A 12505-nucleotide genomic window follows, 5' to 3' on the forward strand; every position below is an offset into this window, starting at 1 on the left:
GGCCTGATCCGGAAGAAAGGCCCCAGCCCATGCGCCGCCGCCTCATCCAGTCCACGCTCGCCGTGGTGCTCGTGGTGATCGCCGTCTTCGGGGTCTCCCTCGTCATCGTGGAGACCCGGACCATCACCAGCAGCGCCCAGGACCGGGTCGAGGCCGAGGCGCTGCGCCTGGTGGGCATCGTCGAGGCGAACGTCCTTGAGAAGAAGCCCAACGACCCCTCCACCCTCGCCGAGCAGCTCGACGCCGGCCACTTCGCGCGCATCACGATCCCCGGGCAGCCGGCCCTGGAAGTGGGCGTGTCGATCCCCGACAGCGTCGTGCGCGGCACCGCGCGCGGCGAACAGGGCGAGATCGTCGTCGTGGAGGAGGCCCGCGCCACCGTGACCAGGGAGGTCGTACGGACCCTGGCCGTCGTCGGCGCGGTGGCCCTGCTGGCCGTCGTGGCGGCCGTACTGCTCGCCGTACGGCAGGCGAACCGGCTGGCCTCCCCGCTCACCGACCTCGCCGAGACCGCGGAGCGGCTCGGCTCGGGCGACCCGCGGCCCCGGCACAAGCGTTACGGGGTACCCGAGCTCGACCGGGTCGCGGACGTGCTGGACTCCAGCGCCGAACGGATCGGCCGGATGCTCACCGCCGAGCGACGCCTCGCGGCCGACGCCTCCCACCAGCTGCGCACCCCGCTCACGGCGCTGTCGATGCGACTGGAGGAGATCACGGTCACCGACGACCTGGAGACCGTACGGGAAGAGGCCACGATCGCCCTGACCCAGGTCGAGCGGCTCACCGACGTGGTGCAGCGGCTGCTCACGAACTCGCGGGACCCGCGCACGGGCTCCGCGGTCCCCTTCGACCTCGACGAGGTCGTCAAACAGCAGGTGGAGGAGTGGCGGCCGGCCTACCGCAGCGCGGGACGGGCCATCGTGCGCTCCGGGAAGCAGGGCGTACGGGCCGTCGGCACCCCCGGCGCGGTCTCCCAGGTCCTGGCCACCCTCGTGGAGAACGCCCTGATGCACGGCGGCGGCACCGTCGCCCTGCGCACCAGGGTGATCGGCAACCAGGCGGTGCTGGAGGTCACGGACGAGGGCCCGGGTGTCCCGCCCGACCTCGGGAACCGCATCTTCGAGCGGGCCATCAGCGGCCGGAACTCCACCGGGATCGGCCTCGCGGTCGCCCGTGACCTCGCCGAGGCCGACGGCGGGCGCCTGGAGCTGCTCCAAACGCAGCCCCCGGTGTTCGCGCTGTTCCTCAGCCGTACGGCCCCGCCGCCCGCCGAGCGCGAGAAGACGGTGCGTTAGACCAGGACGGCTAGTTGTTCGCGGGCTCCGGCAGCGGCTCGGACCTGCGCTCCGGCCGGGGCAGCGGCGCCGGTGCCGCTTCGGCGGCGGGCGGGGGGACGGGCGGCAGGGCCTTGAAGACCCAGGTCCGGTACGACCAGAAGCGGAAGACGGTGGCCGTGCCGATCCCGATGAACTTGAAGACGTTGCTGGCGAGCGGGCCGTCCCAGCCGAAGCCGTAGGTGGCGGTGTAGAGCACGCCGTTCTCGATGACCAGGCCGAGCGCGCTGAAGCCGGCGAAGAGCGCCATTTCGCGGGTGCGGCCGCGCTGGGCGCGGTCCCGGTAGGCGAAGTAGCGGAAGCCGAGGTAGTTCGTGGCGATGGCCACGGTGGTGGCTATCACGCTCGCGCGGACCACCTGGAGGTCGGTGGTGCTGCGGATCAGGTTGAAGACACCCAGGTTGACCAGGACCCCCAGTCCGCCGACCGCCCCGAACTTGGCCACCTCGCGCACGAGGCCCCGTACGCGTGCGAGGACCGATCCGCGCTGCGTGGTCATCAGTAGGCCAGTCCTGTCGGTCACCGCCCCCTCACGGGGCGTCCGGTCTCCGTCAACCCACCCATGCTAAGTCTCCTCCCCGCGCTCCGTCTGTGCCTTCCCGCACCGTGCGACGCACGGCACACCGGGGGCGATGCCGGAGGGACACCCCCGGGGCCACGTCCGGATGGCGGAATACCGGCGGATACCCTGGAGGAGTGACGTTCCCGGTAGTCGGCATGGTCGGCGGCGGTCAGCTCGCCCGCATGACCCACGAGGCGGGTATCCCCCTCGGCATCAGATTCAAGCTCCTCAGTGACACACCACAGGACTCGGCGGCCCAGGTCGTGAGCGAGGTCGTCATCGGCGACTATCGCGACCTGGAGACGTTGCGTGCCTTCGCGCACGGCTGTGACGTGATCACCTTCGACCACGAGCATGTACCCACGGAGCACCTTCGGGCCCTGGAAGCGGACGGCATCCCCGTCCGCCCGGGGCCCGACGCCTTGGTACACGCCCAGGACAAGGGGGTGATGCGCGCCAAACTCGACGAGATCGGCGCGCCCAGCCCCCGCCACCGGATCGTGAGCGATCCGGCGGACGTGACCGCCTTCGCGGACGAGGTGGGCGGCTTCCCCGTCATCCTCAAGACCGTGCGCGGCGGCTACGACGGCAAAGGGGTGTGGTTCGTCCGCACCCCGCAGGACGCCGAGGCCCCGTTCAAGGCGGGCGTCCCGGTCCTCGCCGAGGAGAAGGTGGACTTCGTCCGCGAGCTCGCGGCGAACATCGTCCGCTCCCCGCACGGGCAGGCGGTCGCCTATCCCGTCGTCGAGTCCCGCCAGGTGGACGGGGTCTGCGACACGGTGATCGCTCCCGCGCCGGACCTCTCCGAGGAGCTGGCCGGCGAGGCCCAGGCCCTCGCCCTGCGCATCGCGCAGGAACTCGGCGTGACCGGTCACCTGGCCGTGGAGCTGTTCGAGACCACCGATGGCCGGATCCTCGTCAACGAACTGGCGATGCGTCCGCACAACAGCGGTCACTGGACCCAGGACGGGGCCGTGACCTCCCAGTTCGCCAACCACGTGCGCGCGGTCCTGGACCTGCCGCTGGGCGACCCGCGCGCCCGCGCCCCGTGGACCGTCATGGCGAACGTGCTGGGCGGGGACTACCCCGACATGTACGCGGCCTACCTGCACTGCATGGCCCACGACCCCCAGCTGAAGATCCACATGTACGGCAAGGACGTGAAACACGGTCGCAAGGTCGGCCACGTCAACACCTACGGCGACGACCTGGACGATGTGCTGGAGCGCGCACGCCACGCCGCCGACTACCTCAGAGGAACGGTCACGGAATGAGCACCACCGCCGCAGGCCCCGTCATCGGCATCGTCATGGGGTCCGACTCGGACTGGCCCGTGATGGAGGCCGCCGCCCAGGCCCTCGACGAGTTCGAGATCCCCTACGAGGTCGACGTCGTCTCCGCCCACCGGATGCCGCGCGAGATGATCGAGTACGGGGAGCAGGCCGCCGAGCGCGGCCTGAAGGCGATCATCGCGGGCGCGGGCGGAGCCGCCCACCTGCCCGGCATGCTCGCCTCGGTCACCCCGCTGCCGGTCATCGGCGTGCCGGTGCCGCTGAAGCACCTCGACGGCATGGACTCCCTGCTGTCGATCGTCCAGATGCCGGCCGGGGTTCCCGTCGCCACCGTCTCGGTCGCCGGCGCGCGCAACGCGGGCCTGCTGGCCGTACGGATGCTGGCCGCCCACGACACGGAGCTGCTGGCCCGGATGCGCGACTTCCAGCAGGAGCTCCGCGACCAGGCCACCGAGAAGGGCAAGCGGCTGCGCACCAAGGTCGCGAACTCGGAGTCCTTCGGGTTCGGCAAGTGAGCGCGGCGCAGCGCCTGGCGGAGGCGCGCGAGCTGCTGGCCGAGCACCCCGTCGTGGACGGTCACAACGACCTGCCCTGGGCGCTGCGCCAGCAGGTGCGCTACGACCTCGCGCAGCGGGACATCGCGGGCGACCAGTCCGCACACCTGCACACCGACATCCCCCGGCTGCGCGCCGGGGGGGTCGGGGCCCAGTTCTGGTCGGTCTACGTCAGGTCCGACTACGCGGGCGACGAAGCGGTCAGCGCCACCCTGGAGCAGATCGACGCCGTGGCCCAGCTGATCGACCGCTATCCCGGCGACCTGGTGCGGGCGCTGACGGCGGACGACATGGAGCAGGCCCGAGCCGGCGGCCGGATCGCCTCGCTGATGGGCGCCGAGGGCGGCCACTCCATCAACAACTCGCTCGCCACGCTGCGCGCCCTGCACCGGCTGGGCGTGCGGTACATGACGCTCACCCACAACGACACCATCGACTGGGCGGACTCGGCGACCGACGAGCCCCGGCACGGCGGCCTGACCGCATTCGGCCGTGAGGTCGTCCGCGAGATGAACCGCGTCGGCATGCTGGTGGACCTCTCGCACGTCGCCGAGACGACGATGCGGGACGCCCTCGCCGTCTCGTCCGCGCCGGTGGTCTTCTCGCACTCCTCGGCGCGCGCGGTCTGTGACCACCCGCGCAACATCCCCGACGACGTGCTGGCGCTGCTTGCGGCCAATGGCGGGGTGGCGATGGCCACCTTCGTGCCGAAGTTCATCCTGCCGGAGGCGGTCGAGTGGACCCTCGCCGCGGACGAGAACCTGCGGACGCACGGCTTCCACCACCTGGACACCACCCCCGCGGCGATGGCCCTGCACCGGGCGTTCGAGGCGGACCGCCCGCGGCCGGTGGCCACGGCCGCCACCGTGGCCGACCACCTGGACCACATGCGGGAGGTGGCCGGCGTCGACCACATCGGCATCGGCGGGGACTACGACGGGACGGCCTTCACCCCGTCCGGCCTGGACGACGTGGCCGGCTATCCGAACCTGGTCGCCGAACTCCTGGCGCGCGGCTGGTCCAGGGCCGACCTGGCGAAGCTGACCTGGTCCAACGCGGTCCGCGCGCTGCGCGACGCGGAAGCGGTGGCGCGCGACCTGTCGGCGACCCGGGGACCGTCGAACGCGGTGATCTAGGGCCCGTCCGGCAGATCGGGGGGCGGGCGCGCCGCCGGGTTCGCCGGGCCGCGGCACCGGTGCGGAACGGCCCCCGTCACCGCCCCAGTGCGGTGACGGGGTGTGACCGAGGTTCACTCGAACGCCGCACCTACCGGGCGTCCGCGGCGTGGCACGTGTCACGGTGTCAGCACCTCTCCCTGCTGCCGCCGAGACCGGAGCGAACGCCATGGCCGACCTGCAGGATGAACCCCACTCCGCGGGCATCGGGGCCCAGGACCTCCCGGCCCCCGCCGGACCCGAGACGAGGGCGAGCGCTCTCGAACGGGCCGCCGCGCTGCTGTCCGCCCACCCCGTGGCCGACGGGTGCAACACCCTGGTGTGGACCCTGCGTCAGAGCCCGTACCACGACATCGAGACCTCCGAAGCGGGCGTCGACACCGACATCCCGCGGCTGCGCGCGGGGGGAGTGGGGGCCCAGTTCTGGTCCCTGCTCGTGCCGCCGGAGGCCCCGTCCCGCGAGGACGCGGCCGGCGACTGGGCGGTCGCCGACACCCTGGAGCAGATCGATGCCGCGCTGTCCCTGGTCCGCCGCTACCCCGACAGCCTCCGCCTCGCGCTCAGCGCCGACGACATGGCGGACGCCCGCAACCGCGGCCGCATCGCCTCGTTCCTCGGCCCCGTGCCGGGCCGGACGCTGACCGGTTCGCTGGGCGCGCTGCGCGCCTTTCACGCGCTGGGCGTACGGGCCCTGGCGCCGGCGGGAGCGCCCTGGGCGCAGGAGACGCTGACGGCCTTCGGTCACGAGGTCGTGCGGGAGGCGAACCGGCTGGGGATCCTGCTGGACCTCACGGGATGCGTGCCGGCGGTGGGCCGCCGGCTCACGGAGGCATCCAAGGCTCCGGTGGTCATCTCGAACACGGCGGCTGCGGCGCTGAACCCGCATCCGGGGAACGTACCCGACGAGGTGCTCGCCCTGCTGCGCGAGGCGAACGGCCTCGCGATGGTCACCTTCGACGCCGCGCGCACCGGGGACTCCCTGCACGCGGTGGCGGACCACCTCGACCACGTACGGGCGGTCGCGGGCCCCGAGGGCGTCGGACTGGGAGCGGCCTTCGGAACCGAGCCGCCGGGCCCCCGCCCGACCGGTCTGACCGACCCCTCGGGCTATCCGCGGCTGATCGCGGAACTCCTGGACCGCGGCTGGCCGGAGTCCGATCTCGCCCTGCTCACCTGGGGCAACGCCCTCCGCGTGGTCCGCGACGCGGAATTCACCGCGCGCCGCCACCCCGGCCCCACCGCCCCCGTCTAGAGCCTGGCCGGCAGATCAAGGCGCGGTACTCGGGCACCCCCCGGCGACGCCTCCGGGCCCGGGGGTACGCGTCCGGGGCGCGCGTCCGGGGGCACGCGCCGGGCCGGGCGGACCCGCGCAGCCTCCCCGCAGGGGTCAGGCCCGGGGCCGGCCCATCGCCCGGTAGGTCCAGCCGGCGGCACGCCACCGCACCGGGTCCAGCGCGTTGCGACCGTCCAGCACGAGCCGGTCGGTGACGACGGAGGCGAGCTCCGCCGGGTCGAGGTCGCGGAACTCGCGCCACTCGGTGAGGTGGAGGACCACCTCCGCGCCCCGGGCCGCCGCGAGCGCGGAGTCCGCGTACCCGAGGGTCGGGAAGACCTGCCGGGCGTTGTCCATGCCCTTGGGGTCGTAGACGGTGACCTGGCCGCCCTGCAGGTGGATCTGGCCCGCCACGTTCAGGGCGGGCGAGTCGCGCACGTCGTCCGAGTCGGGCTTGAAGGTGGCGCCGAGTACGGCGACCCGCTTGCCGAGGAAGGACCCGCCGACGGCCTCGCGGGCCAGCTCCACCATGTGGCCGCGCCGCCGCATGTTGATGGAGTCCACCTCGCGCAGGAAGGTCAGTGCCTGGTCCGCGCCGAGCTCGCCTGCGCGGGCCATGAAGGCCCGGATGTCCTTGGGCAGGCAGCCGCCGCCGAAGCCGATTCCGGCGCGCAGGAACTTCGCGCCGATCCGCTCGTCGTAGCCGATGGCCTCCGCCAACTTGACCACGTCACCGCCGGCGGCCTCACAGACCTCCGCCATCGCGTTGATGAAGGAGATCTTGGTGGCGAGGAAGGAGTTGGCGGCGGTCTTCACCAGCTCGGAGGTCGGGAAGTCGGTGACGACCAGCGGGGACCCCTCCGACACGGGGGTTTCGTACACCTCGCGCAGCAGCTTCTCGCCGCGCTCGCCCTGGACGCCGATGACGATCCGGTCGGGGTGCAGGGTGTCCTGGACGGCGAAGCCCTCCCGAAGGAACTCCGGGTTCCAGGCCAGCTCCACGCCGTCGCCCGCCGGGGCCAGCTCCGTCAGCTTCGCCGCCAGCCGCTGCGCGGAACCGACCGGCACCGTGGACTTGCCCACGACCAGCACCGGTCGCGTCAGGTGCGGGGCCAGCGAGGCCATCGCGGAGTCGACGTAGGACATGTCGCACGCGTACTCGCCGTGCTTCTGCGGAGTGTTCACGCAGACGAAGTGGACGTCGCCGAAGGCGCCCACCTCCTCGTAGGAGGTGGTGAACCGCAGCCGCCCGGTCGAGCCGGGCAGTCCGGCCACGTGCTTGGCCAGGAGTTCCTCCAGGCCGGGCTCGTACATCGGCACCCGGCCCGCGGCCAACATCTCGATCTTCTCCGGCACCACGTCCAGGCCCAGCACCTCGAAGCCCAGCTCCGCCATCGCCGCGGCGTGGGTCGCGCCGAGGTAGCCGGTGCCGATCACAGTGATCCTGAGGGGGGCCATGGGTGCTCCAGAGGTGCGGGGCCGTGTGCGGCCACTGAGCATAGTCGGGCCGACACACGGGGAGGTTCCCCAGGAGCACCGTCTCTGTCACGCAGCTCACGTGGCCTTTCCATATCGCCATCCGTGACCGGGACACTAAACTTGGGTTACTTAACGGTAGTTAGCATCACGTATCGCGTATCACCCTGGGGAGTGAGAGATCTTGGCGGGTTCTGCCGACTTCGACCTGTACCGCCCGGCCGAGGAGCACGACATGCTCCGCGAGTCGGTCCGCTCGCTCGCCGAGGCGAAGATCCTGCCGTTCGCAGCCGCCGTCGACGAGGAGTCCCGCTTCCCGCAGGAGGCCCTCGACGCGCTGGTCGCCAACGACCTGCACGCCGTCCACGTGCCCGAGAGCTACGGCGGTGCGGGCGCCGACGCCCTCGCCACCGTGATCGTGATCGAGGAAGTGGCCCGCGTCTGCGCCTCCTCCTCCCTCATTCCGGCCGTGAACAAGCTCGGCTCCCTCCCGGTGATCCTCTCCGGCTCCGAGGAGCTCAAGGCCAAGTACCTCGGCCCGCTCGCCAAGGGCGACGCGATGTTCTCGTACGCCCTCTCCGAGCCGGACGCGGGCTCCGACGCCGCCGGCATGAAGACCCGCGCCGTCCGCGACGGGGACTTCTGGGTGCTCAACGGCGTCAAGCGCTGGATCACCAACGCGGGCGTCTCCGAGTACTACACGGTCATGGCCGTCACCGACCCCGAGAAGCGCTCCAAGGGCATCAGCGCCTTCGTCGTCGAGAAGTCCGACGAGGGCGTGTCCTTCGGCGCCCCGGAGAAGAAGCTCGGCATCAAGGGCTCCCCGACCCGCGAGGTCTACCTCGACAACGTCCGGATCCCCGCCGACCGCATGATCGGCGCCGAGGGCACCGGCTTCGCCACCGCGATGAAGACCCTCGACCACACCCGCATCACGATCGCCGCCCAGGCGCTCGGCATCGCCCAGGGCGCCCTGGACTACGCCAAGGGCTACGTCCAGGAGCGCAAGCAGTTCGGCAAGCCGATCGGCGACTTCCAGGGCGTGCAGTTCATGCTCGCGGACATGGCCATGAAGATCGAGGCCGCCCGCCAGCTGACCTACGCGGCCGCCGCCAAGTCCGAGCGCGTCGACTCCGACCTGACCTTCTTCGGTGCCGCGGCCAAGTGCTACGCCTCCGACGTGGCCATGGAGGTCACCACGGACGCCGTCCAGCTCCTCGGCGGCTACGGCTACACCCGTGACTACCCGGTGGAGCGCATGATGCGCGACGCCAAGATCACGCAGATTTATGAAGGCACGAACCAGGTTCAGCGGATCGTCATGGCGAGGAACCTGCCGTAGCCGCAGGGCTCCGGCCGGCGTGAACCAGGACGACCCCCGGCCACGGCCGGGGGTCGTCCTGTGCGGGATCCGCCGCGGCGGAGCGCCCCTCGGGCTCGCCGTCGCCGGGTTCGTCCCGGTACGGGGCGCCTGCGGAGGGACCGGCTCCGGGCGGCCCGGGCGGCAACTGCCCGCCCCCGCCGGTCCGTTCACTCCCTGGCAGGGTGAACACCCGGTCATTCCATGACATACCGAGCGCGGAGCCCGTGCGGTGCGCGCGCAGTTCGACACATCCGGCACCGGCCTGAGGGCGCCCCCGGATGGGCTAAATTTGGACCTTCGTACGCCGGAATCGGTTGGGGAGAACGCAATGACGGAAGCGATCCTGCTGGTCGGCGGACAGGGGACACGGCTGCGTCCCGTGACGGTGAACACGCCCAAGCCCATGGTCCCCACGGCAGGCGTCCCGTTCCTCGCGCACCAGATAGCCAGGGCCGCCGCCGCCGGTGTCACCCACATCGTCATGGCCACCTGCTACCTCGCCGAGGTCTTCGAGCCCTACTTCGGGGACGGTTCCGATTTCGGTCTCGGCCTGGAGTACGTGGTCGAGGACGAGCCCCTGGGAACCGGCGGCGCCATCCGCAACGCCGGGCAGCGCCTGACCGGCGGCCCCGACTCCTCCGTCCTCGTCTTCAACGGCGACATCCTCACCGGCCTGGACATCCGCGGCCTCGTGGACGCGCACGAGGCGGCCGACGCCGACGTCTCCCTGCACCTGGTGCGGGTCGAGGACCCGCGTGCGTTCGGCCTCGTCCCCACCGATCCCGACGGGCGGGTGCTCGCCTTCACCGAGAAGCCGCAGACGCCCGAGGAGATCATCACCGACCAGATCAACGCCGGCTGCTACGTCTTCCGCCGCAGCGTCATCGACGCCATCCCGGCCGGCCGGCCGGTCTCCGTCGAGCGCGAGACCTTCCCGGGCCTGCTCGCCTCCGGTGCCACGCTGCACGGAGTCACCGAGAACACCTACTGGATGGACCTCGGCAAGCCCGAGTCCATCATCCAGGCCTCGTCCGACCTCGTCCGCGGCGTCGTCCCCTCCCCGGCCGTTCCCGGCCGCCGCGGCGAGTCCCTGGTGCTGCCCGGCGCGCAGGTCGCCGCCGGAGCCAAGCTGTCGGGCGGCACCGTCGTCGGCGCCGGCGCCCGGATCGAGGCCGGTGCGGACGTCCAGGGCACCATCGTGCTCGGCGACGCGTTCATCGGCCCCGACGCGCAGGTGAACGCCAGCCTGATCGGCGCCCGCGCCCGTGTGGGTGCGCGGACCGTGCTGGACGGCGTCGTCGTCGGTGACGGCGCCGTCGTCGGCGCCGACAACGAACTGCGGGCCGGTGCCCGGGTGTGGTGCGAGGCGGAGCTGCCCGCCGCCGCCATCCGCTTCTCCCCGGACGCCTGAAGCCCGGCCCGGGGAGGCGGACGGGTCGCCGCCGCGGTCAGTTGCCGCGGACGGTGACCTTCTCGTCGTTCTGGATCTGCTTCACCAGCTGCTGCACCTTCGCCTTGTCCCAGACGAGGTTGCCGCCGCGCTGGCCGGAGATCGGGATGTTCATCGACACACCGTCACCACCGTTGACGCCCTTCATCGCGAAGAACATCTGGCCCATGTCGTACAGGCTCATGTCCTTGTCGACGATGAGGGTGTCCAGGCCTGCACCGAGCATCGGGTAGAGCGCGAACGGGTTCAGGATCGTGGAGGGGGTCGCGGCCTGGTTGGCGAGCGCCGCCAGGAACTTCTGCTGGTTCTTCGTCCGCTGGAGGTCCGACTCGGCGAAGGCGTAGCGGGTCCGTACGAAGGCCAGCGACTGCTCGCCGTTCAGCGTCTGCCTGCCCGCCTTGAAGTCGGCGCCCGACTTCTCGTCCTTGAAGCCCTGCTCGATGTCGAGTTCGACGCCGCCCAGCGCGTCCACGATGTTCGCGAAGCCGGCGAATCCGATCTCCGCGTAGTGGTCGATCCGCAACCCCGTGTTGTGCTCGACCGTCCGCACCAGCAGCTCGGGGCCGTCCTCCGCGTACGCCGCGTTCAGCTTGACCCGCCGCCCCGTCCCGGCGAACTTCTTGCCGGACTCGGAGCCGACGAAGGAGGGGATCTCCACGTCCGAGTCGCGCGGCAGCGAGACCATCGTGTTCCCGCTGGAGCACTTCGCCAGGATCATCATCGAGTCGGTCCGCTTGCCCTCGGCCGAGCCGGTGTGGAGCTTCTTCTTCTCCTCGTCGGACATGCCCTCACGGCTGTCCGAGCCCACGATCAGGTACGTCGTGCAGTCGCCCTCCTTCGGCCGCTCGATGACCTTGGAGAGGTCCACCTCGCGGCGCACCTTGGAATCGGCCCAGAAGTAGGTGGAGACGGACGTCACGAGGAGCGCGGAGCCCAGCACGATCGAGCCGATCTTGATGCGCTTGCGCCAGTCCGGGGCCGGACCGGGCGCGCGCCCGGGGCCTGCGGGGCCCGACGGTCCGCCGGGACCCTGCGGCCGGCCCGGGGCGCCGCCCGAGGGCGAGCCGTACACCTGGCCGGTGTTGTAGCCGCTGTCGAAACCGCCGTACGCGTCATGGCCGCCGGCCTGCTGCTGGGGGACGCCGGGCGGCGGCCCGGCCGGGCGCTGCGGCCGCGGCGGCGCGGGCTGCGGGGGCCTGGGCGGCTGCTGGGGCTGCCGCTGGATGTGCCGCATCCGCTGCACGCCTTCGGGCTGCGGACGCGCGCTGCCGCGTCCGTAGGCGTCGTCACGACCTTCTGGCCAGTCATTCATGGGCCAAGGATGCCCGGCCGGGCAGCGCCTCCGACAGCCCGGGGGAGATTCCGTACCGGTGCTGTTGCAGAGCTGATGCCTCCACGACCCAACTAAGGTGTCCGTATGACACAGATACCGGGCGAGCTGCCCGGGAAGCCGACCGCCGCCTCCCGGACGACCCTCAGCCACATCATGACCGCCAACGACACCAACCTCCTCGGCACGGTGCACGGTGGCGTCATCATGAAGCTGGTCGACGACGCCGCAGGCGCCGTGGCGGGCCGTCACTCCGGCGGTGCGGCGGTCACCGCCTCCATGGACGAGATGGCCTTCCTCGCCCCCGTGCGGGTGGGTGACCTCGTCCACGTGAAGGCCCAGTGCAACTGGACCGGCCGCTCCTCCATGGAGATCGGTGTGCGCGTCCTGGCCGAGCGGTGGAACGAGTCCACCCCCGCCACCCAGGTCGGCAGCGCCTACCTGGTCTTCACCGCGGTGGACTCCGACGGCAAGCCCCGCCGGGTCCCGCCGGTGCTCCCGGAGACGGAGCAGGACGAGCGCCGCTACCAGGAGGCCCAGATCCGCCGCACCCACCGGCTCGCCCGCCGCCAGGCCATCGTGGCCCTGCGCGAGGAGCGCGCCGCCCAGGGCTTCGACGACTGACCTGCGACGACTGAGCTCCCGGGGCCCGTACGGCGCGGGCCCGGGACGGCGGCGCCCGCGGACCCTCCGGGG

The 12505-nt window shown here is 71.8% G+C and carries 11 protein-coding genes; 8 read left to right on the forward strand and 3 right to left on the reverse strand.

Features of this window, described 5'->3' with window-relative positions; translation table 11 throughout:
* Positions 1-29: 29 nt before the first annotated feature.
* Positions 30-1295 carry an ATP-binding protein gene (locus AW27_RS20340; protein ID WP_037925295.1) on the forward strand — a complete coding sequence of 422 codons (1266 nt, stop codon included), beginning with the start codon at positions 30-32 and terminating at the stop codon, positions 1293-1295.
* A 10-nt stretch (positions 1296-1305) separates the two neighbouring features.
* On the opposite strand, the gene AW27_RS20345 is transcribed toward AW27_RS20340, so the two are convergent.
* Entirely contained in the window at positions 1306-1833 is a 528-nt protein-coding gene (locus tag AW27_RS20345) for a GtrA family protein (protein WP_052031125.1), read from the reverse strand.
* Positions 1834-2030: 197 nt separating this feature from the next.
* Here AW27_RS20345 and AW27_RS20350 point away from each other — a divergent pair, with 197 nt between their 5' ends.
* The 4 genes from AW27_RS20350 (at position 2031) to AW27_RS20365 (ending at position 6169) form a co-directional block, all read left to right on the forward strand.
* Positions 2031-3170 carry a 5-(carboxyamino)imidazole ribonucleotide synthase gene (locus tag AW27_RS20350; protein WP_078556799.1) on the forward strand — a complete coding sequence of 380 codons (1140 nt, stop codon included), beginning with the start codon at positions 2031-2033 and terminating at the stop codon, positions 3168-3170.
* The gene (gene purE / locus AW27_RS20355) at positions 3167-3703 is read left to right on the forward strand and encodes a 5-(carboxyamino)imidazole ribonucleotide mutase (protein WP_037925298.1); all 537 of its coding nucleotides are present in this window, start codon (positions 3167-3169) and stop codon (positions 3701-3703) included. Before AW27_RS20350 ends, purE begins: the two co-directional genes overlap by 4 nt.
* Positions 3700-4878 carry a dipeptidase gene (locus tag AW27_RS20360; protein WP_037925300.1) on the forward strand — a complete coding sequence of 393 codons (1179 nt, stop codon included), beginning with the start codon at positions 3700-3702 and terminating at the stop codon, positions 4876-4878. Before purE ends, AW27_RS20360 begins: the two co-directional genes overlap by 4 nt.
* Positions 4879-5086: 208 nt before the next feature.
* Positions 5087-6169, forward strand: coding sequence for a membrane dipeptidase (locus AW27_RS20365; protein WP_037925302.1), 1083 nt, complete (start codon positions 5087-5089; stop codon positions 6167-6169).
* A 135-nt stretch (positions 6170-6304) separates the two neighbouring features.
* Here the strand turns inward: AW27_RS20365 and AW27_RS20370 are convergent, their stop codons facing one another.
* Positions 6305-7648 (reverse strand): UDP-glucose dehydrogenase family protein, encoded by a 1344-nt coding sequence (locus tag AW27_RS20370; protein ID WP_037925304.1) that lies wholly within the window; start codon positions 7646-7648, stop codon positions 6305-6307.
* Between the two features lie 202 nt (positions 7649-7850).
* Between AW27_RS20370 and AW27_RS20375 the strand changes: the two genes are divergently transcribed.
* Both AW27_RS20375 and manB read left to right on the forward strand, forming a co-directional pair.
* On the forward strand, positions 7851-9008 hold the full coding sequence (locus tag AW27_RS20375; protein ID WP_037925307.1) for an acyl-CoA dehydrogenase family protein: 1158 nt from the start codon (positions 7851-7853) through the stop codon (positions 9006-9008).
* 349 nt (positions 9009-9357) lie between these two features.
* Positions 9358-10440: a mannose-1-phosphate guanylyltransferase gene (gene manB / locus AW27_RS20380; RefSeq protein WP_037925309.1), complete on the forward strand. Its 1083-nt coding sequence runs from the start codon at positions 9358-9360 to the stop codon at positions 10438-10440.
* A 37-nt stretch (positions 10441-10477) separates the two neighbouring features.
* Here manB and AW27_RS20385 read toward each other — a convergent pair whose 3' ends face one another.
* Complete coding sequence (locus AW27_RS20385) at positions 10478-11791, reverse strand: LCP family protein (protein WP_052031126.1); 1314 nt, start codon at positions 11789-11791, stop codon at positions 10478-10480.
* Positions 11792-11896: 105 nt separating this feature from the next.
* Here AW27_RS20385 and AW27_RS20390 point away from each other — a divergent pair, with 105 nt between their 5' ends.
* Complete coding sequence (locus tag AW27_RS20390; protein ID WP_037925311.1) at positions 11897-12433, forward strand: acyl-CoA thioesterase; 537 nt, start codon at positions 11897-11899, stop codon at positions 12431-12433.
* Positions 12434-12505: the final 72 nt, after the last annotated feature.

This window comes from Streptomyces sp. PCS3-D2 (assembly GCF_000612545.2).
GTDB lineage: Bacteria > Actinomycetota > Actinomycetes > Streptomycetales > Streptomycetaceae > Streptomyces.